The sequence below is a fragment of the Vibrio sp. 14G-20 genome (assembly GCF_026241515.1).
In the GTDB taxonomy this organism is placed as follows: domain Bacteria; phylum Pseudomonadota; class Gammaproteobacteria; order Enterobacterales; family Vibrionaceae; genus Vibrio.
This window is the reverse complement of the sequence record NZ_JAPHPW010000007.1, coordinates 63,364-82,351: the sequence shown is the minus strand read 5'-3', so window position 1 is coordinate 82,351 and position 18,988 is coordinate 63,364. Positions and strand designations below refer to the sequence as shown.

The following is an 18,988-nucleotide window of genomic DNA, read 5'->3' as shown; positions in this document are numbered from 1 at the left end:
ATCTCGAGAGGGAAAGTGCGTCAGAAAGTAAAAGCGCCAGCATAGTGCCAGCGCTTTTAAGCAATCAGAAGTGATTATTCGTCGTCGAACTGTTTAACAGTGAACGCGTCTTCGATTCGGTTTAGCTCTTCTTGTTCTTTAACTCGCTTCTCTTCTTGGAGAGTCGCTTTCATCTCGTTAAGGCGCTTTTTCTCTGACTTAGTCAGGAACTTCACTGCTTTTTTGTTGGTCAGTGCGTAAGCAACTACGTCTTCACCTTTTTCTCTGCGGTCGTTTACGCGTTGTGAGAAACGTTCATTGTCGCGAGCTTTACGCTCCGCTGAGGTCAACTTGCTCATGCTTTAAAGCCTTTTCAATTAATCATGGTAGGGAATCTACGCTAAGCGAAACAAACAGGAACTGCTGAGTATGAGTCTAGCCCATTTGTATGCTGGTGGCGCATCTTAGCACAGAGGCTTGAGCTTTCAGGTATGCAATTCGCGGGAACAAACAAGACAGCCCACAACATGTCGTTGTGGGCTGTAATTAAAGGCTAACCAAACAGGGTAAAGCTAAGGCTCGTTCAATCAGATTTTCTCGATGTATAAGATGACCTCTCCGACCTTGAAGCCGAATTTAGACATCTCAGTTTTGTTGAACAATCGTTTGTCATCCATTAAGAACATCCAATCATCTAACACGACTTCATAAGTGCTGCCGTCGACTTCTATTTCTAAATCGTATTTCCAATACAGAGCCGAACCTTGGGTCTCGCCGTAAGCGGTGCCTACTACATCATTGGCAGTACCTGAATAGGTATTTTCGCCGGTTTTTATCAGGTTCCAAATTCGGGTTGAACGCTCACCATCGGCGAAAGAGAACCACTCTTTGATCTCTCCATTGTCACCGTCCCACGTGGCGATAAGCTTGGCGTCGAAGCGGCGTAGTAAATTGCCAGAACGGTCGAGCACGATACCGTAGGCCATTAACTCGCCATTAAAGAAGGTTTCAAGCTTGAGCTCGGGAGTAGTGTCTACGTGATTCTCTAGATTTGCAGAGCCACAACCCGCTAGCCAAGTGAGAGAAAGCAGTGCTAGAGCGTATTTTATTATTTTTGTTTTTTGACTCATTTATTTAAACCTAATAGTTGTTTGCGAAGGCCGGGCTCGGATGTGTTTTCAGATAACCAGATAGCTAAGAAGGCTTCGCCAAACTGTTTGTCTTGGATGGTGCCTATGGGTTGCTCATCGAAATAGAAGCGACTTACGTTGTCTTCAGCGACACGGATAGTGAGGGTGCTTCCTTCTTCAACACTGGGCCACATTGCGTACAAAGGCTTCAACCAACGTTGGATATTGTTGTTGGAGTAACCAAGTTTGCTCCACTGGTCTTTGGTTGCGTCTACAAGGTCTTTGCTGTCAATTGCTCGGTAGTACTCAAGTTTCAAAGCACGCTCAGAGTTAGATGGAGTGGTATAGAACTCTGCAGAATACAAAGTCCAAAACAAGTAACTCATCTCACCTTGACCACGCTTGTTTAAATCATCGACAGCAGAAGCTTTGGCATTTTCGGTAAATAGGAGTGCTGCGCAAATGAGGGTTAAGGTGACTAAGCTAAATAGTCGGTTTCTTGATTGCTCGCTTGTTTGAGTGCGAACGCGACTAACGTTGCTCTCAGATTTGAACGCTTGCGTAGGGTTGTGTGGAAAAGCCATAAGTCACCTCGTTGATGCCATTTTAGGTTGTACTAAGTTGGAGTAGGCGGCCACCAGTAAGGGCAACAAAAACCCCCAACTTATTGCAAGGGCAGCTAACACCGATGCATCTGGCCAAGTAGTAAGAAGGGCGCCTGCTTTGATGCCTCCCCAATAACTACTAGTACCTGCTACGAACCCTATGGCAAACAAGATCACTTTCGAGCATTTTAAAAGCCAATTTAGGCTGTGGTTAAAACTGATTAAAAACATGATCCACAGGCAAACGAGCCACACTGGAAACCACGATTGATTAGCAATTTCAGAGTCGACGGCAAACACGCCGAAGTGAAGTAAGAGGCTATCAAGCAACAGCCCTAATGGTAATAAAACGAGTATTTTCAGATCGCTACTGCGAGTAGGGGAGAGAAGGAAGTGAACGGCCACAATCAGTGGTGTCACGAACGGGGCTTGCGCGGTAAAGAATGCGCTGCAAACCCAGGTCGCTTGAAACAGAACGAGATTAATAATCCAAAACCGTTTCATCTTTTGCTCCAAAGTAACGAGGTTTTCTAGCAACTAAGTGATGAGTACTGATCACGCGCTCTTTGAATGCACCTTCACAGTAGCAGAAGTAGAAGATCCACAAGCGCTTAAACTCTTCTGAATAGCCGAGAGACTCTAACTCTTCCCAACTGTTTTCAAAGGCAACATTCCAATCATTAAGCGTTCGAGCGTAGTGCAGGCCAATGTCATCGATTTCTTGGACAACAAGGTCTGTACTGGTCGCAAGGTGTTGGGTCATCACTGAAACCGAAGGTAGGCAACCGCCGGGGAAGATGTACTTTTGAATAAAGTCGACACCTTTGCGGTATTTGTCGTAACGGCTGTCAGCAATAGTAATCGCTTGGATCAGCATCTTGCCTGAAGGTTTAAGTAGCGATGAACATTTCTCAAAGAAGGTCTGGAGATATTCATGACCGACCGCCTCAATCATCTCGATAGAGACCAACTTGTCATACTCACCAGTGAGGTTACGATAATCCTCTTTAAGCAGGGTGATTTTGTCGGTTAAGCCAAGCGCTTTTACTCTCTGTTCTGCAAGCGCGTGTTGGGCATCTGAGATTGTGGTAGTGGTGACATGGCATCCGTAGTGTTGCGCCATGAATATAGCTAAGCCACCCCAGCCTGTGCCTATCTCGACCACGTTATCTTTCTCTGACAACTCTAATCGCTCACAGATGGTTTTCATTTTGTTTTGCTGAGCTTTGGATAGGGTTTCTGCTTCTTCGCTGTAGATAGCGGAAGAGTACTGCATTGAGCTGTCTAGGAAGCGCTCGTACAGTTCATTGCCAATATCGTAATGCGCGAGAATATTGCGCTTAGAGCCTTGCTCGGTGTTGGCATTCTTACGACGCAGCAATAAGTTTTTGATGCGAGAAATCCATTGTGTTTTATCGTCAAGCTCGTCGAGTTGAGATTGATTTCGAGCCATGATTTGAATCACTTTGGTGAGATCTGGGCTTGTCCATTTGCCGTCAATGTAGGCCTCAGATGCACCAATACTGCCATTGATGACCACATCTCTAAAAAAAGTGGCATCATGAATGACGATTTGACCTTTCAACTCGGCTTCTCGATCGCCGAACACCGAATGCTGGTCGCGCTCAATGATCTCAAGCGTCGCAAATTGCAGGCTTTCTAAAACCTTAAAGATTAAAGCTCGATATTTACAGTTGCTTGAAACAGCAACGGCTTTAGCTTGATGTTCAATATTGTTGTTTTGTTTGGCAAGCTGTTCCATGTAAACCTCGCTGATAACTCATTCTAATATTTTGTGCCAATTAAGCTGGGTTGTGCCCCTTGGTTGGAGCCAACCCAAGCTTGGGTCGAGTTCTATTATTTAGTTGCTGTGAAGACACTTAAGATGTTGAGTCTGGATGCCCCACAAACGGTACTTTTTTCAGGAATAATTTGAGAGCCTGATAATAAATTCCAATCACGACTTTAATCGTCATTGCCGGAATCTTGAATACCGTTCGTCTAATGTTTGTCTTGGTTACTGACTGTTTCGTCAAAGCCAGTGTCGCATCGAAAAGCTTGTCGTCTCGGCGGCTTTCAATGTGGACCAAGGTGCGTTTCGCTGGTGGCCTAATCTTCCAAAAATAAGTCATGTTCAAATCCATAAACGGCGAAACGTGAAACTCTTTTTTTACTTTCAACTCTTGGTGCATGTCGATCAGATAATAGTGTCTTTCTCGCCAAGGCGTGTTACTCACCTCAGCCAACATATAATTACAATCTCCAGTTTCGTCGTAACAGAAGAAACAGTTGATTGGGCTGAAGTAGATACCTAAACAGCGGCACTGAGCCAGCATCGTCACACGGTTTGAATCAGACCAAATCCCACCAAGTTTTTGCACTTTGGAAGCTATACGTTGTTTAAGTGATTTTGGTTCATCCGTGGTGGCATTTTCTTTTTTTTCAGCGAGATAATCCGATTCGACGAAGCGAATCGGGTTGTACCATCGAGTTCCGAACAGCACACTACGCGCTGTGGTTTGGGGCAGTTCATCGAGATCTAACCCCATCATATACAGCTGATAGCTGAACTCATGAGTGATGTCGCCAAAGCGGCGGTGTCTGACGTTGCCCCAATAGATACCGCTGAGCTCTTCACTCTTTTCAGATGCGATCTCCATTTCGGATGTCAGAGTTTGACTGTTCATAGCGCTGAACTCGTACTCAAATCTAAACCGAAGCGTTTGGTCACGTCGAGTGCACTGTGGACGCCATCTTCATGGAACCCGTTGTACCAGTATGCGCCGGCGAAGTGAGTCTGGTTTTTGCCACAGATCTGTTCGCGTTTGTGCTGAGCTTCTACCGTGTTCGAGTTAAGTACCGGGTGATGATAAACAAAGCTGCGAATGATTTTTTCTGGGTCGATGGCTTCGCTTTGATTTAAGGTCACACAGAAGGTGTCTTGGCTTTCGATGCCTTGCAGAATGTTCATGTTGTAAGTGACACAGGCTGGTCGTTTGCTGTCGCCATCCAACATGTAGTTCCAGCTTGCCCAAGCTAGCTTTCTATCTGGCAGTAGGCGGGTATCGGTATGCAGAACCACTTCATTACGGCTATATGGGATTTCGCCCAGTACCTGTTGTTCTTGCTCTGTCGCATCGCCGAGTAAACGTAACGCTTGGTCTGAGTGACAGGCAAAGATTACTTCGTCGAAGTCTTGTGTGCTGCCATCTTCAAATTCAATCGTGACGCCTGTTTCTTGGCGAGTCACTTGTTTAATCGATGTATTGAGTGCAACAGGCTTACTTAGGCGTGAAAGGATGATTTCAACATAAGAACGCGATCCCTTTGGAATCACATACCACTGAGGACGGTTCGCGATATCGAGCAATCCATGGTTGTAGAAAAACTGGATGAAGAATTTAAGCTCAAATTCTTCCATCTCTTCTAGGCTTGTCGACCAGATAGCTGCGCCCATTGGTAGGATATAGTGCTGGCTGAAAAAGTCGGAAAACTGGTTTTCACGCAAGAAACTGCCAAGGGTAACGTCTGGTGTGAATTCATTGCTTTCAAACTGGGCCTTACACAGTTTATTGAACTTGAGAATGTCAGACACTAAAGACCAGAACTGAGGTTTGAAGATGTTGCTCCTCTGCGCGAATAACGAATTAATGCTGTGGCCGTTGTATTCGAATTTAGTCGTGGTGTTGTGTACGCTGAAGCTCATTTCAGTGGGTTGCCTTTCAACACCGAGTTGCTCAAGCAGTTTGTTGAAGTTTGGGTAGGTTCGATCGTTGAAAACGATAAAGCCAGTATCAATTGAAAACGCCGTGCCTCGGTGTTCTATATCAACCGTAGCAGTGTGCCCACCGACGTAGTCATTTTTCTCGAATACCGTAACGTCGTGGTGTTTATCTAATACATGTGCGCAAGTCAGTCCAGAGATGCCTGAACCTATAATGGCGATTTTTTTCATTGTTATACCATCCTTGAAGCGAGTTTTTGCCAAACTGGAGTTGGAAGCATTCTTAGTAGCTTCATCAACATGATGAATCGTCTTGGGAAATCAATTTCACTCTTTCCTTGAGCGATACCATTTACGATTCGCTGAGTTGCGGCCTCACTACTAATAATCATAGGCATAGAGAACGTATTTCGCTCGGTTAATGGCGTTTCAACAAAGCCTGGGTGCACAATTGAGACATGAATGTTGTGCGTTGCCAGATCAACCGAAAGTGTTCTGCCTAAGTAGGTGAGGGCTGCCTTTGAAGCGCCATAAGCCTCGGCTCTTGGTAAAGGTAAAAAGCTGGCGCTGGAGCTGACTAAAACTAAACGGCCGCCGGGCTTGATGTTTTTTAACCAAGCTTTAAGGGCGTAGCCAATTGAAATGAGGTTTATGTTGATGACGCGCTCGAAAAGCTCGGCATCAAAGTTCACTGGGTCGTCGATGTACTCACAATCACCCGCATTTAAAATCAGCAGATCGAGCGGCTTGTCTTGGTCGAGTTCTGGGAAATTGTGGTAATCGGTCAGATCGAAACAGAGCGGTGTAATGGATGAATGCGCGACGTCTGTATCGTGAGAATCAACTAAAGCTTGCAGCTTGTCTGAGTTACGGCCACAAGCAATCACCTGATGCCCTTGCTGAGCGTAATCTTTAGCTAGGGATTGGCCGATACCTGAGGTCGCGCCTGTAATCATAATACGCATTATCGGCTCGCTCTTTTCTTGATGGATTTGATCGCGCAGCCCAAGACTGGAATGTGTTCATACAACATAGAGCCGACGTCGAGGTAGTCTCTGTGATAGATCACTTGGTCATCGAGCATCTTCAAGTGGCTGTGGCCTTGAACTTCGATAGGCTTTTGACCATTCAATTGCTTGTGAGCGAATTGCATCGTCCAATACACCGCGGCTTCCCCATCGGCTTCAAAAACGTGCTCGATGTGGAAATCACAGCTGGTCACTTGCGTGTAGATGTTTTCGAAGTAATGAGTTAGAGCAGCAATTCCGCTGACATGATGCAGCGGATCTTGGAATTCGATATCAGGGTGATAAACCGTCTTTAGCACGTCGAAATTGTCGGTTCCGAGTTCTCGATACATGTTGAGAAAGTTATCAAGCCATAGAGAGTTATCCATAATATTCACTCTAATTATTTGAAGAAGGCTAAGGCTCTCAATCGTGCTTCTTTATGCTCAACGATGGGTTGCCAGTATTCGCTGTCTATTCCGTTTTTAGCGATAAAGTCATGTGGGAAATGCACATGCTTATCTGGGATATTTTGCAGCTCTGGTATGTACTTACGAATAAAAATTCCTTTTGGATCAAACTTTTCACTCTGAGTGATTGGATTGAAAATTCGGAAGTAAGGTTGAGCATCACAGCCCGTACTTGAAGCCCACTGCCAGCCACCATTGTTGGCACTAAAGTCACCGTCGATAAGGTGTGACATAAAGAAACGTTCGCCCCAACGCCAGTCAATAAGCAGGTGCTTGGTTAGGAAGCTTGCCACCACCATTCTTAGCCTGTTGTGCATCCAGCCCGTTTCAACCAGTTGACGCATTGCTGCATCAACCAATGGATATCCTGTTTTTCCTTCGCACCAAGCTTTGAAGCTAGGGTGATCGTGATACCAATCTAAACCATTGTATTTTTGCTGAAAGTTAGCACCTTTAACCAGTTTAGGATGGTGGAACATCAAATGCTTATAAAAATCTCGCCAAATCAATTCATTGAGCCAACAAAAGGCCGGTAATTGCGTATCAAATAACAGGTCGGGCTGTTGCTGAATCAATTGAATCGCTAACCAACGTGGGCTCACGGCGCCAATCGCTAAATAAGGCGATAGGCCAGATGTTCCTTTAACTGAGGGAATGTCTCTCAGAAGTGCATAGTCGTTGACTTTATTGCCCAAGAAATTGGGGATCACATTGCCTAATACATCCTGGCTTAATGGCCAGCGACTCGAATCAACACGAGGAAAGTCGAAATCATAGTCAGCGGAGAGGGTTAAGGCTTGTAAGTCGTCAGGAAGCTGTGTTTGTGAACGTTCAGCTGACTCGACAGGAGCTGGACTGCAAATGATGCCTTTCACCTGAACTTCTTTTAACCAAGCGTTCTTAAAGGGCGTAAAGACTTTGAACATCTCGCCTTGTTTGTTGAGAACACTACCGAGTGGCAGCATAACGTCACAATCGCTGATCTTCAGGTTTAGGCCGCTTGAAATCAGCTTTTTATCGCGCGCATGTTCATCGACCTCTGGTTCTGAGTTAGCGTAGACGCACTTGGCATCAAGCTGCTGGCACAAATCGATGAGCTGTTGGGATTGGTCGTCAAAATCGGTCGCTTTCAAGTGAAGCAACGTTATCCCGAATTCAGCGAGCTGGGAATCGAGTTGTTTTAGATGACGATAGATGAAATCAGCTTTGATTGGCGCAAGGTGGTGTTGCTGCCACGTTTGAGGTGTTGAAATGAAAACGGCGGTCGTTACGCTGTTTTCAACTGCCGCGACGAGCGCTGGGTTATCGTGAATCCGCAGGTCTCGTCGTATCCATAGTATGTCGCTCAATATCCGTATCTCAGTTTAAGTTCTTGAGGGTGCGGGTTTAGGTAAACCTGTGATTCTAGGTATTCGTTCGGGTATTCCATCAGGTAGTGATTGATCAGTGTCAGTGGCACTAGCAGTGGAACAACGCCCTCTCTGAATGATGCGATCTGGTTGGTCAGCTCTTGCTTGTGAGCGCTACTCAGTTGTTTTTTAAAGTAACCCTGCAAATGATGCAGCGTATTGGCATGACTGCCTCGATTCGCGTGATGCGATAACGCTGTCATCAAGCCTTCGATGTATTGAGCCGCTAGTTCGTCGATTTCTAAGTCATTACCCGCTAACAGTTTACCTAAGCTTTTGTAACCCTCAACGTGGTGACACATGACTAGGTATTTGTGGGCGCTGTGGAACTGAATCAGTTTGTGTTTGGTCACACCTTCATCCACGAGATCGAGCCATTTTTGGTAAGTGAACACTCGAGTCATGAAGTTTTCACGCAAAATTGGATCGTTAAGGCGGCCGTTTTCTTCAACGGGAAGTAACGGATTACCGTCCATAATTTGTTGTGTGAACATGCCTATGCCTGTCGATTCAGAGCCGCGACCATGGTGGTGGTACACCTTCACGCGCTCCATGCCACAGGTTGGGCTTTTTTGACAAACAATAAAGCCAGCAATGTGTTGGTTGTTCTTTGAGTAGTTTTGACCGAACTCGATCAGTTCGTTGGTCACATCACCTGAGCCATCAGGGCGAGAAACATGGATGATGTCATCTAGCATTCTTGTTTGACGAATGGTTGGACGAGGGGTTGGAAGACCAACAGCCATCTCTGGGCAAACAGGTTCCAATTCCACGTAGTCTGCTAGGTCGTCTGTACAAAAACGAGAGCGTTTATGACCTGTGTCGAAACGTACTTTGTGTCCAGCAACACATGCACTGATACCGATTTTGATTTTCTTTTCCATTGGCCAACTCCTTTGCTCTTGCTCTGAGCTTTTTCTTATAGTTCAACATTGCTAATCGTACTTACAGAGCTGGGTGTGTTTTTACTTTGACACCGTAGTTGTTTTTATTCAGATGTATTGACGATATACAGGATAGCTTCATGCCATCCTGTATATTTATAGCGTGCAACTGGGTTAATAGATATATTTTCCAAGTGGATTGAATAGTTGGCTCACACCTTTTGTGAAGTAAAGCGCATCACTTGAAACGGTTAAACAGACACAACCTTCTTTTGTTGCCGGTTGATGAGTGTGATTGCCATCCAACCAGATGAAGTCACCTTTGTTGTAAACGCCCATTTCGTCTTCGAAACTGCCTTCTAGAAGAAGCGTGATCTCGAAACCTTTATGTGTGTGGCAAGGCACTTGTCCATCTTTATCGATGTGCAACAAGCTGGTGTGGTGTGCCTCGTCAGCAAAATCGAGTCTTGCTCGTGAAATTTTGCCTAGGTTCATCCAGTCCTTTCTCGCTACTGAGTTGAGGGCGCGAGGGATTGTGAATGTCGTGTCAGCGACGGTTACTTTCTGAACCTCTGGAGTCACTTCAACTGACTGAGAAGCATCAGCTGTAATTTGATCTATCGCATCAAAATCTAAGTCCATGTCGTCCATTGAGAAGCTGTCTAGATCTTCATTTGAGAATACTGGCTCTGCGTCAAATGCATTATTCGCTGCTTCAGCGGTAAGCTGCTTGACTTGTTGTTGGCAGTGTTCACACAGCTCTACATGGCTAGAAACAATCAAAGAAACTGAATCAGCCAACGTGCCATCGACGAAGTCTTTCAAGATTGCCGCGTTTGGGTGATGTTTAATCATGGTCTTGTTCCCCCATGTGAACTTTTAATTTGGCTAAAGCGAGTCTCAGACGTGATTTCACTGTTCCAAGTGGGACGCCAAGTTGCTGAGCGAGTTGCTCTTGAGAGAGCTCTTGAAAGTAAATGCCTTTGACGATGGTTTTCTGAGCGAGAGGCAACTTTTCTATTTGAGTCATTACGTGTCGGCTCATCAAATGGTCACCGAATGGCAAATCTTCGCTTTGAGACTCGGCTACCATCGCATCGATTGGCCAGATATCGTCGGCTATCGTTTGTTCGGCTTTCGCTTTCACTTTGCGCAACATATCGAACGATGCATTACGCATTACCGTGTAGACCCAAGTGGTCGCAGCGCCTTTGTCTACATTGTAGAGATGCGCTTTCTTCCAAACGTTAGTCATCGTGTCTTGAACTAGCTCGTTGGCAGCAGCTTCGCCACCCAACTTACTAATGCCAAAACGCTTGATCTTAGGAGCGAAGAACTTGAACAAACAGGTGAACGCCTGTTTGTCTCGGTCTGTACCAACCAACACCAACCAGCTCGAGAGCTCTGTCGGTACTTTGTTGTCTGTAGGTACTTTGTTATCGGGAATAATGACATGCTCCTTGCCGTTCCCTGAACTTCTGCTTTCCACTTGCATAGTAACTAACCATCATGCGAATTTGATATGCACTACGTGAAAGGAGAAAGTCGGGATCACTTTAATTTAAATTAATTTCTACTATACAAAATTATAGTGAAGAAAAGTGCTTATTGCCCCGTAATGATTTGATTCAAAAAAGGAACTAAAGAAGGAAAGCTAGCGGGCTCGGTGAACTCTGTTTTCTTTTCCAAAGGGATAGGCATCATCTCGAGTAGTCGCGCACAAATCCATTGTGGGCTTTCGAAATCAGGCGTGGGGTAAAGGGTTCTTATCGAATCGTGGTCGCGAAACAGTTGAACCAAAAACGCAGTAAACACGTTAGGCACGTCGTATTCGAGAACTGGCCAATGGGGTAGCGGTCTGAATTTACTTTTGATTAGGCCAACGGTATCTCTATGAGAGGAGTGAAGCTGCACAAGTTGCTGACCCTCCACGTCGATCTCCAATATCTGATCATCAGACATATTAAAATCTACGATGGATACTTTTGTTCCCCAAGAGCTGAGATGTTCTGAGTTTACGTTGTCTTGAGTGGCAATGATAAAGCCATCGCCCTGCGCTGCGTGTGCAACCATCGCAAGGTATTTGGGCTCAAAAATGCGCAGCCTTTGTCTCCCTCCAGGTAACAGGAAGACGGGGAGGGGAAACACAGCGAGTTCTAGAGAAGACTCTACGGGTGTTTCTGGTTCGGCTTTTGTCCGTGTGGTCTTCCTAGGTGTATTAGGCACATAGCACTCCTTAGTTCAGATGTGATTCAGGGAGATATACGGGCAGTGGCTAGAGTTCGATCAATTCGCTGTGGCTGTAATTGTTTGCTGCTATTTGGTGAGGATATGTTTTTTGTTGCACCTGTTCATAAATTCATTGTTTTAACCTTCTTTCATCGACGGTATTAGGTACTATATGTACAAATAGTAAGCGAATGGATGGTGGCTTGACGATGCTGCTATCTAACGTTCTTCTTTACCTGACATCGTATCAAAGGAATGGTCATGATTGTTATCTATGGTATCAAAGAGTGCTTAAATCCAGTTAAGCTGCAACTCTCGAACGTGTTGCAGCAGTGTTTAAACAGTGAGATGGGTTTACCTGATGACAAGCGCGCACATCGGTTTGTGCCATTAGAAAGAGACGATTTCTTTTACCCTGAAGGACGGACAGAGGCCTACACCGTTATTGAGATCAACATGATGGAAGGTCGAGCGGTGAACACCAAGAAGCGTTTAATTAAGAAGATATTTTCTGAAATAGAAAAGCAGCTGGCTATCTCTCCGATTGATATTGAAATCACTATCAAAGAACAGCCATCGCACTGTTGGGGGTTCCGAGGCATGACAGGCGATGAAGCCCAAGATCTTAAGTATAAGGTGAAGGTCTAGGGTTTAAACTCTTAGCTCTTAGCACGTAAGACTTAAGCCAACCCATCGAGTGACGGATTTGGAATTTGATGCCAAAGCCGTTTTTCTAGTTCTCGACACTAACCTTTAAGCATCTAAGCATCTAAGCATCGTCACTCTCTTTTAAATACTGATGCCAATTTTCATTGATCACGTCAAAGTGCTCGACGCAGAACTCTTTTCTGTCTTTCAAATAGTCGTTTTCCACTTCATCGAGCAAGTTCTTATAGGCATCAGGATCGCTGCCATACACCAAGCATAACGTGGAGAAGTAACGCTGCAGGTCGAAACTGTGCTCGTCGATGTATTCCCCCAAGTCGTAATATTCCGGGCGGTCTTCTGACTCGAAAGCGAACATGTCTGCAGCGCTGATAGCGGCATCGGCTCCATGCTCTACGTAGTTAAGCAGTAGCACGGTTGCTAGGTTATCAACTGCATCTTCTTCTTTACCCAATATGGCAATGTTCTGATCTTCGATATACGCGTGCCCAGCTTCGTGCAGCAGGGTGTGCAGCAAGGTATCAATAGCGCCGGTTTGCGCTGATTTCCCGTACTCTTTTTCGTATTGGTTCTTCTCGAAATAATTGAGTGACTCAGCGTAAAAGCTATAAGGGATCAGCACTTGATGGGTTTGTGGATCGTAGAGTGGTCCTTCTTCCCCGCCATATTGAATGGTTAATGGTTTCTCAAACATGAACAGTTGGTTTGATAGGTCGACCACGGTGTCATTAACACCGCTGTTTTGAATTTCGCGTTTGAGCTGTTCTTCTTCAACATTTTGCGGTGCAGAGTACTCGACGATTAGGTTACTTTGGGGTGTTTGTTCACTAGATGCATAAGTTGCGGTAAACATTGCACTCAGGGCTAGGCTGCAGGTCAATGTTCGTTTCAATAATGTCATCGGCTATCCTTGTGATTACGTTGCGAATCAGAGTCGTTGCTGGGGGTAACAGCTCCAAGCTGTGTACCCTGATTTAGTTACTGCGTTAGAGTATAAGTTTAGACGGAATTTTGATGCATCGAGGACTGCAATTTTTGAAGTAGACGCTATCCTATCAATGAATAATCCGCTGAGAGGTTCGCCACAAAGAATAGGCAAGCTGAATGAGCGGTGTCGATGTGATTCGTTTCTGTTGGTAATTAACAGATAAATTTCGGTTCAACAGAACCCTTGTGCTATACTCCGCGCCCCAATCCGAATTGGCTTGTTTAATCTTAGGAAATTATTATGAGTGTTAAAAACGAACTTCAACAAATTAACAACCGTCTAGACAAGTGTCGCCACAAGCTAGATGCTGCTAAAACTCGTAATGATCGTCCTGTTGTTCGTCAGTTCGAGGAAGAGATTAAGAAGCTAACTAAGAAAATTGCCCAGCTTAAACACAAAGAAAGCTTTGATGTGAACCAAGAGCGTAAGTCTCTGGTTGATATGCCATTTAGCCGTGAAATCACTAAGGCTGAGCAAGCGGATATGGGTAAACTGAAAAAGTCTGTTAAAGGACTCGTAATTGTTCACCCAATGACGAAGGTCGGTAAAGAACTTCGCATTGAAGTTATGACTGGTTACGCACCGAAAAAATTCTAATTACCAGCGATGGTGATGAAAGAGGAGCTAGAAATAGCTCCTTTTTGCTTTTTTAGGTATTAAGAAAGCAGAGTCTGCGGCATAGATACTCACGCCGTTTTCAACTTTTAGGAGGTGATTGTTGTCACAAATCCTTTTATCTCCTTTAAAAAGTTAACGTGCTACTAACATGGCACTAAGCGATCGCAGTAATGTGTTCGCTTTTCGAATCCACACTTTCTCTCCAGTTTGTATAAATATAGGTAGAGCAGCACAAATAATTACAGATAAAACTAGACTCATTAGGGAAGATGAGAAAGTAAAAAAATAGAGGTTATATGAATCAATTAATTTCAATTGGACCACTAGAATCCTTCCTAATCGCGATTAGTGTTTTGTTTCTAGGTCATTTCGTCAATGCAAAGCTTCCGATTCTCAAAAAGTACAACATTCCAGAGCCCATTGTCGGCGGCTTGATTGTCGCTTTTGCTATTACAGCCCTGCACTTTAACGGCCTTGACCTTGAGTTTTCTTTGCCCCTGCAGAACACGTTTATGTTGATGTTCTTTGCAACGGTTGGCCTTGCGGCTAACTACACCCAGCTTATAAAGGGTGGCGCAAAGGTATTCCTATTCTTAGGGGTAGCGTCGGTTTACATCATTATCCAAAACGGTGTAGGCGTAACCTTAGCAACGGCACTAGGCCTTGAACCCTTGATGGGTTTGATTGCTGGCTCTATCACCCTTTCGGGCGGTCACGGCACAGGCGCGGCTTGGTCTCAAACTTTTGCAGACACATTTGGCATTGCAAATACGCTAGAAATCGCGATGGCTTCAGCGACCTTTGGTTTGATCATCGGTGGTATCATCGGTAGCCCTGTGGCGCAAAAGCTGATTGATAAGAACAATCTTGAATCTGAATACGGTACTGGCACGCAAACGCACGAACGCTTCCCTGAACTGGTTACTTATAACGAGTACGAAGAAGACAAAGTGACGGCGAAGAAGGTGATTGAAGTATTGTTCATTCTTCTTATCTGTATCACGGGTGCGAAGTACCTAGAGCAGTGGGTGGCGACTTTTGAAATTTCTTGGTTGATGATTCCTGACTTCGTTTACGCGTTGTTTATCGGTGTGTTCATCACTAACGTGTTTGAAGTGACTAAGCTGCATAAGACTGACAGCGAAACGGTCGATATTCTTGGTACGGTGTCATTGTCACTGTTCCTAGCAATGGCGCTAATGAGCCTTAAGCTTTGGAACATCTTTGACCTTGCGATTCCGTTCTTGGTTATCCTTGCGGTTCAGGCGGTTGTGTTGGGTATCTTCTCTTACTTTGTGACGTTCAAAGTAATGGGTTCTAATTACGACGCAGCGGTTATGGCAGGTGGTCACTGTGGTTTCGGCCTAGGTGCAACACCAACAGCGGTAATGAACATGGGCTCTTTGGTGAACCGTTTTGGTCCATCGCCACAAGCCTTCATGGTGGTGCCAATCGTTGGTGCCTTCTTTATCGATATCGTTAACCTGATTATCCTTCAAGGTTACATCTCGTTTATCGGTTAATGTTCGCCTTTGCTTAAACGCGATGAGCTCATCGCACTAAGATGAACACAATAAAGCCAGTCTGTTGACTGGCTTTTTTTGTATTAGCGCATCTAGAACTTATGCGGGTGAGCTGGCTTGTAGCTCTTTAAGCAAAGGGAAAGCGGCTTTGGTGTGCTCTCCCGTGACAATGAATCCAACCAATTGATCATCTTCATTAAAGCCTTTTGCGATAATGCCTTTCGGGTCGAATCGCGTTTCCCAGCTTTGCGCGGTTTGAATATCACGCCCAGCAAGTTGAATTGGGTAACTTGGTGTTTTCACCTTAGTAATGATGTGAGGCAAGCTGAGCTTTCCTTCTCCCGCTATGAACTTATCTTTATCCATAGCGAGCTGCTTAGCCAACACGTTTGCAGACAAGATAGCGGGTTGTAGATAAGCCATCACACGACCCTCTATTTCGGCGCAGTCACCAATCGCATACACATTCTCGGCACTGGTTCTCATGGTTTCATCGACCACAATCCCTCTGTTTACTTCGATGCCCGCTTGTGTTGCTAACTGCGTGTTTGGCCTTAGTCCTGCTGCTGCAATCACGATGTCGGTTCGTATCAAGCGAGAAGCGGTAGTTTGCAACCTGACGCCATCAGTTAGATAAGTTGCTCGACACACCGCTGAATCGGTTTCAACGGTGATGCCTGCTTTTCTTAGCTCTCTTTCCAGCTCTAGGGACACGAAAGGGGGCACTAAGCTATTGAGCAAGTAACTCGCGGGTTCGATGATAGTGACATCTTTGCCTGCGGTTTGAAGGTCGAAGGCGAGCTCGACCCCGATCAAGCCGCCGCCAATCACAGTGACTCGCTGTGCATCATCGACCTGCGCTTTGTGTTTTTCGAACTCTTCCAAGCTATTAAGAGTAATAGTCGCGCTGCGTTTTAGCCCTTTCGCTGGTGGTATGAAGGGCGTTGCGCCTGTTGCTAATACCAACTTTGAATAATGGATGGTTTCGTCATCAACATGAACACATTGCTGCTTAGTGTCTATTTCGCTCACCAGCGCTTTGGTCTTGATAACGACGTTGTACTGATCAGCCAACTGTTGAGCGCTATGTATTGCCAGTGTTTCAGGCGTTTGTGCCTGACTAAACGCATGCGAAAGGTTTGGCTTGCTGTACTCAACACCCGCATCAGCGGTGATCATGGTAATCGCAATATCTTGGTCTAGCTTACGTACCATCTTGATGGTTTGAAGGGCAGCGAAACCGCCGCCCACAATAACAATGTTCGGCATGCTACTTCTCCACAAACACTTCTTTGCCTAAATGACATTCTGGACAAAGGAAATCATCAGGTACTTGTGCCCATGGTGTTCCCGGTTCGACGCCTTGGTACGGTTCGCCTAGTTGTGGGTCGTACACCCATTCACACACAGTGCAACGCCAGCACGTGCAATCTGCACTATGTACAGGCTTATCTTGCGTTTGTTCTAGGTTCTGTTCTGCTGTGTCTTTTAGCTCTGTTGGGGTGCTTGTCGGTGCTGATTCAATGCGTTGTACGTTGCGCTCCACTTGCTTAGGTTGGCTAACCTCAGTTTCATCGGCACGCCAAACCTCAGCCAGTGTCATGCCGTAATCGATGCACTGGCGAAGGGCGTCTGTGTCTGGTTTCCAGTGGATGTGTTGTGGTGCGCTGACTTCGAAATTGGCTTCACGTAGGCGCGCATCGATGCGTTTTACTGCGCCACCAGTCCAACCTGAAGACCCGAAGGCTGCGGCTCTTTTTTCTGCAAAGCGCAGGCCGTGTATCTCTTCAAGTAAAGCTGCGATTTGCGGCATCATTACGTTGTTCATGGTTGATGAACCCACGAGTACGCCCTTTGAGCGGAAGATATTGGCAAGGATGTCATTCTTGTCGTGCTTTGAAATGTTGAACACCTTGATCGCCGTTTCTGGGCTACCTTTGCGGATCCCTTTAGCAATAGCATCGGCCATCATACGAGTGTTGTTCGACATGGTGTCGTACACAATGGTGATGCGATCTTCTTTGTAGGCTTTAGACCACTCGTAGTATTGCTCAACGATTTGGGTGGCGTTGTCGCGCCAAATACAGCCGTGAGAAGTGGCGATAACATCGATAGGCACACCCAAGCTCAACACCTCTTCGATTTTTGCTTTCACTAGAGGTGCAAATGGCGTCAGGATATTCGAGAAGTATCGTAGGCACTGCTCGTGCAGTTCAACTTGGTCTAGTTGGTCGTTGAATAGGTTCTCGTCACAGTAGTGTTGACCGAAGGCATCATTACTGAACAGGATTTCATCGCCAGTTAGGTAGGTCGCCATTGAGTCTGGCCAGTGCAGCATTTTCATCTCAACAAAGATAAGTTGCTTGCCGTTACCCACATCGAGCGTATCGCCAGTTTTAACGGTTCTGAAGTTCCAGTCTGGTTGATGGTGATGACCAACAATCGAGTTAACGCCAGCTTCAGTACAATAAACCGGCGTGTTCGGAATTTTAGCAAGCAGCGCAGAGAGGGCGCCTGAGTGGTCCTCTTCAGCGTGTTGGCAAATGATGTAGTCGATTTCATTGATATCGATTTCCATCTCTAGGTTTGCAAGGAATTGCTCAGTAAAGCGATGATCGACAGTATCGACAAGCACTGTCTTCTCTTCACGGATCAGGTACGAGTTATAGCTGGTACCTTTGTTCATGTGGTATTCCTTACCGTGGAAGTGTTCGGTTTCCCAATCGTGAACGCCGACCCAATGAACATTTGATTTAACGTGAATAGTCATAATGATAATACCTTATTGAAATATCTAAGGCTCTCATTGCACTAGTTGTGCCATGTTTTTAAATTTTTGTTTTGTATGAAATTGCTTGCTATTTAACCCTAAGATGTGTCTTTATGACTTGTTAATTTTTGCAATCATATTGATATAGATGAGTCTTTATGACTTGTCCGTGGGTAGTGGCTTGGATAAATAACAGATATAAAAAAGGCCAGACGAGCGTCTGGCCAAATAAAGCAGTGCGATTTGTTTGTGTCAGCTATTACAGATCAGTGTCTGTTATAGTGTAGTAACGACTTCATCAAGAGCTAGGCGCGCTTTTGGTTTGCCGTAGTTGTAGTCTTCGCCGTCTTTGTGGTAGCCGATAGCGAGTGCTACATCAACAACGTGACCTTCTAGTTCGTCAGCAAACTCTTCGCTGATCATAGCTGCGTCTACACCTTCCATAGGTGTTGAAGCGATGCCTAGACGAGCTAGTGTGTGCAGTGTGTTACCTAGTGCGATGTAAACTTGAGACTTAGTCCAGTTACCGTTGAAACCTGTTTCGTCTGTGTTCATTTCTGCGAATGCGTAAGCACCTAAGAATTGCTCGTACATTTCAGCTGGTAGGTGACCAGAGCTTACTTCTGTATCAGCACGCTTCGCGAATTTCTCTTTTGTGTACTTAGGATCGTGAGCAAACAGGATCGTGTGTGACGCTTCTTTCGCATGTGGTTGGTTAAACTGGAACATGTTTTCGAAAGTATTGTGGAAGCGCTGTTTTGCTGCGTCACTCTCAATGATGATGAATTTCCAAGGCTGAGAGTTGATAGAAGAAGCCGACAAGCGAAGTGCTTCTTTGATTACTTCCATGTCTTCCGCAGAGATGCGTTTTTCTGCATCGTATTTTTTAGCTGTGTAACGAGTGTTTAGATCAGTAATGATTGGATGAGTCATGTTGAATCCTAATATCTATCAATAATAAATGTTGTAGGGTTTTATGTTCAGTC

At 45.3% G+C, this 18,988-nt stretch carries 21 protein-coding genes; 3 read left to right on the top strand and 18 right to left on the bottom strand.

From position 1 onward, the window contains the following. Positions 1 to 74: 74 nt before the first annotated feature. From OQJ75_RS08280 to OQJ75_RS08215, 14 genes are all read right to left on the bottom strand, one after another. Positions 75 to 338, bottom strand: coding sequence for a hypothetical protein (locus OQJ75_RS08280; protein WP_048660586.1), 264 nt, complete (start codon positions 336 to 338; stop codon positions 75 to 77). Positions 339 to 566: 228 nt separating this feature from the next. After that, positions 567 to 1,109 carry a DUF3833 domain-containing protein gene (locus tag OQJ75_RS08275; protein WP_265972484.1) on the bottom strand — a complete coding sequence of 181 codons (543 nt, stop codon included), beginning with the start codon at positions 1,107 to 1,109 and terminating at the stop codon, positions 567 to 569. Further along, positions 1,106 to 1,693: a chalcone isomerase family protein gene (locus tag OQJ75_RS08270; RefSeq protein WP_145571327.1), complete on the bottom strand. Its 588-nt coding sequence runs from the start codon at positions 1,691 to 1,693 to the stop codon at positions 1,106 to 1,108. The genes OQJ75_RS08275 and OQJ75_RS08270 overlap by 4 nt, the downstream gene beginning before the upstream one ends. 3 nt (positions 1,694 to 1,696) lie before the next feature. Continuing rightward, positions 1,697 to 2,218, bottom strand: coding sequence for a DUF2878 domain-containing protein (locus tag OQJ75_RS08265; RefSeq protein ID WP_265972485.1), 522 nt, complete (start codon positions 2,216 to 2,218; stop codon positions 1,697 to 1,699). After that, positions 2,196 to 3,476 (bottom strand): SAM-dependent methyltransferase, encoded by a 1,281-nt coding sequence (locus tag OQJ75_RS08260; RefSeq protein WP_265972487.1) that lies wholly within the window; start codon positions 3,474 to 3,476, stop codon positions 2,196 to 2,198. Before OQJ75_RS08260 ends, OQJ75_RS08265 begins: the two co-directional genes overlap by 23 nt. 118 nt (positions 3,477 to 3,594) lie before the next feature. Next, entirely contained in the window at positions 3,595 to 4,401 is an 807-nt protein-coding gene (locus OQJ75_RS08255; protein WP_265972488.1) for a DUF1365 domain-containing protein, read from the bottom strand. Then, on the bottom strand, positions 4,398 to 5,669 hold the full coding sequence (locus OQJ75_RS08250) for an NAD(P)/FAD-dependent oxidoreductase (RefSeq protein ID WP_265972489.1): 1,272 nt from the start codon (positions 5,667 to 5,669) through the stop codon (positions 4,398 to 4,400). Before OQJ75_RS08250 ends, OQJ75_RS08255 begins: the two co-directional genes overlap by 4 nt. 2 nt (positions 5,670 to 5,671) lie before the next feature. Continuing rightward, positions 5,672 to 6,403: an SDR family NAD(P)-dependent oxidoreductase gene (locus OQJ75_RS08245; protein WP_265972491.1), complete on the bottom strand. Its 732-nt coding sequence runs from the start codon at positions 6,401 to 6,403 to the stop codon at positions 5,672 to 5,674. Continuing rightward, the gene (locus OQJ75_RS08240) at positions 6,403 to 6,834 is read right to left on the bottom strand and encodes a nuclear transport factor 2 family protein (RefSeq protein ID WP_265972492.1); all 432 of its coding nucleotides are present in this window, start codon (positions 6,832 to 6,834) and stop codon (positions 6,403 to 6,405) included. Before OQJ75_RS08240 ends, OQJ75_RS08245 begins: the two co-directional genes overlap by 1 nt. A 14-nt stretch (positions 6,835 to 6,848) precedes the next feature. Then, positions 6,849 to 8,264, bottom strand: a complete 1,416-nt coding sequence (gene phrB, locus OQJ75_RS08235) for a deoxyribodipyrimidine photo-lyase (RefSeq protein ID WP_265972493.1) — start codon at positions 8,262 to 8,264, stop codon at positions 6,849 to 6,851. After that, complete coding sequence (locus OQJ75_RS08230; RefSeq protein WP_265972494.1) at positions 8,261 to 9,208, bottom strand: YbgA family protein; 948 nt, start codon at positions 9,206 to 9,208, stop codon at positions 8,261 to 8,263. The genes phrB and OQJ75_RS08230 overlap by 4 nt, the downstream gene beginning before the upstream one ends. 174 nt (positions 9,209 to 9,382) lie before the next feature. Beyond that, positions 9,383 to 10,063 carry a ChrR family anti-sigma-E factor gene (locus tag OQJ75_RS08225; protein ID WP_265972495.1) on the bottom strand — a complete coding sequence of 227 codons (681 nt, stop codon included), beginning with the start codon at positions 10,061 to 10,063 and terminating at the stop codon, positions 9,383 to 9,385. Next, positions 10,056 to 10,703: a sigma-70 family RNA polymerase sigma factor gene (locus OQJ75_RS08220; protein ID WP_265972496.1), complete on the bottom strand. Its 648-nt coding sequence runs from the start codon at positions 10,701 to 10,703 to the stop codon at positions 10,056 to 10,058. The genes OQJ75_RS08225 and OQJ75_RS08220 overlap by 8 nt, the downstream gene beginning before the upstream one ends. A gap of 110 nt (positions 10,704 to 10,813) precedes the next feature. Beyond that, positions 10,814 to 11,434 (bottom strand): LON peptidase substrate-binding domain-containing protein, encoded by a 621-nt coding sequence (locus OQJ75_RS08215; protein WP_265972497.1) that lies wholly within the window; start codon positions 11,432 to 11,434, stop codon positions 10,814 to 10,816. A gap of 264 nt (positions 11,435 to 11,698) precedes the next feature. Here OQJ75_RS08215 and OQJ75_RS08210 point away from each other — a divergent pair, with 264 nt between their 5' ends. Beyond that, positions 11,699 to 12,085, top strand: coding sequence for a tautomerase family protein (locus tag OQJ75_RS08210; RefSeq protein ID WP_060980884.1), 387 nt, complete (start codon positions 11,699 to 11,701; stop codon positions 12,083 to 12,085). A 121-nt stretch (positions 12,086 to 12,206) separates the two neighbouring features. Here the strand turns inward: OQJ75_RS08210 and OQJ75_RS08205 are convergent, their stop codons facing one another. Next, positions 12,207 to 13,004, bottom strand: coding sequence for a DUF4344 domain-containing metallopeptidase (locus OQJ75_RS08205; protein ID WP_265972498.1), 798 nt, complete (start codon positions 13,002 to 13,004; stop codon positions 12,207 to 12,209). A 327-nt stretch (positions 13,005 to 13,331) separates the two neighbouring features. On the opposite strand from OQJ75_RS08205, the gene OQJ75_RS08200 reads away from it, so the two are divergent. Together OQJ75_RS08200 and gltS are read left to right on the top strand one after the other, a co-directional pair. Next, positions 13,332 to 13,688, top strand: a complete 357-nt coding sequence (locus tag OQJ75_RS08200) for a YibL family ribosome-associated protein (RefSeq protein WP_017630327.1) — start codon at positions 13,332 to 13,334, stop codon at positions 13,686 to 13,688. Between the two features lie 317 nt (positions 13,689 to 14,005). Then, on the top strand, positions 14,006 to 15,232 hold the full coding sequence (gene gltS / locus OQJ75_RS08195) for a sodium/glutamate symporter (RefSeq protein ID WP_265972499.1): 1,227 nt from the start codon (positions 14,006 to 14,008) through the stop codon (positions 15,230 to 15,232). 99 nt (positions 15,233 to 15,331) lie between these two features. On the opposite strand, the gene norW is transcribed toward gltS, so the two are convergent. The 3 genes from norW to OQJ75_RS08180 all read right to left on the bottom strand — a co-directional run bounded on the left by norW (position 15,332) and on the right by OQJ75_RS08180 (position 18,935). After that, positions 15,332 to 16,501, bottom strand: coding sequence for an NADH:flavorubredoxin reductase NorW (norW, locus tag OQJ75_RS08190; protein WP_265972500.1), 1,170 nt, complete (start codon positions 16,499 to 16,501; stop codon positions 15,332 to 15,334). A 1-nt stretch (position 16,502) separates the two neighbouring features. Next, positions 16,503 to 18,002, bottom strand: coding sequence for an anaerobic nitric oxide reductase flavorubredoxin (norV, locus tag OQJ75_RS08185; protein WP_265972501.1), 1,500 nt, complete (start codon positions 18,000 to 18,002; stop codon positions 16,503 to 16,505). 276 nt (positions 18,003 to 18,278) lie between these two features. Beyond that, entirely contained in the window at positions 18,279 to 18,935 is a 657-nt protein-coding gene (locus OQJ75_RS08180) for an NAD(P)H-dependent oxidoreductase (protein ID WP_017061511.1), read from the bottom strand. Between the last annotated feature and the right edge of the window lie 53 nt (positions 18,936 to 18,988).

Coding starts and splice junctions, on each gene's coding strand:
- OQJ75_RS08280 (WP_048660586.1), bottom strand. CDS start 338: ATGAGCAAGTTGACCTCAGCGGAGCGTAAAGCTCGCGACAATGAACGT.
- OQJ75_RS08275 (WP_265972484.1), bottom strand. CDS start 1,109: ATGAGTCAAAAAACAAAAATAATAAAATACGCTCTAGCACTGCTTTCT.
- OQJ75_RS08270 (WP_145571327.1), bottom strand. CDS start 1,693: ATGGCTTTTCCACACAACCCTACGCAAGCGTTCAAATCTGAGAGCAAC.
- OQJ75_RS08265 (WP_265972485.1), bottom strand. CDS start 2,218: ATGAAACGGTTTTGGATTATTAATCTCGTTCTGTTTCAAGCGACCTGG.
- OQJ75_RS08260 (WP_265972487.1), bottom strand. CDS start 3,476: ATGGAACAGCTTGCCAAACAAAACAACAATATTGAACATCAAGCTAAA.
- OQJ75_RS08255 (WP_265972488.1), bottom strand. CDS start 4,401: ATGAACAGTCAAACTCTGACATCCGAAATGGAGATCGCATCTGAAAAG.
- OQJ75_RS08250 (WP_265972489.1), bottom strand. CDS start 5,669: ATGAAAAAAATCGCCATTATAGGTTCAGGCATCTCTGGACTGACTTGC.
- OQJ75_RS08245 (WP_265972491.1), bottom strand. CDS start 6,403: ATGCGTATTATGATTACAGGCGCGACCTCAGGTATCGGCCAATCCCTA.
- OQJ75_RS08240 (WP_265972492.1), bottom strand. CDS start 6,834: ATGGATAACTCTCTATGGCTTGATAACTTTCTCAACATGTATCGAGAA.
- OQJ75_RS08230 (WP_265972494.1), bottom strand. CDS start 9,208: ATGGAAAAGAAAATCAAAATCGGTATCAGTGCATGTGTTGCTGGACAC.
- OQJ75_RS08225 (WP_265972495.1), bottom strand. CDS start 10,063: ATGATTAAACATCACCCAAACGCGGCAATCTTGAAAGACTTCGTCGAT.
- OQJ75_RS08220 (WP_265972496.1), bottom strand. CDS start 10,703: ATGCAAGTGGAAAGCAGAAGTTCAGGGAACGGCAAGGAGCATGTCATT.
- OQJ75_RS08210 (WP_060980884.1), top strand. CDS start 11,699: ATGATTGTTATCTATGGTATCAAAGAGTGCTTAAATCCAGTTAAGCTG.
- OQJ75_RS08205 (WP_265972498.1), bottom strand. CDS start 13,004: ATGACATTATTGAAACGAACATTGACCTGCAGCCTAGCCCTGAGTGCA.
- OQJ75_RS08200 (WP_017630327.1), top strand. CDS start 13,332: ATGAGTGTTAAAAACGAACTTCAACAAATTAACAACCGTCTAGACAAG.
- gltS (WP_265972499.1), top strand. CDS start 14,006: ATGAATCAATTAATTTCAATTGGACCACTAGAATCCTTCCTAATCGCG.
- norW (WP_265972500.1), bottom strand. CDS start 16,501: ATGCCGAACATTGTTATTGTGGGCGGCGGTTTCGCTGCCCTTCAAACC.
- norV (WP_265972501.1), bottom strand. CDS start 18,002: ATGACTATTCACGTTAAATCAAATGTTCATTGGGTCGGCGTTCACGAT.
- OQJ75_RS08180 (WP_017061511.1), bottom strand. CDS start 18,935: ATGACTCATCCAATCATTACTGATCTAAACACTCGTTACACAGCTAAA.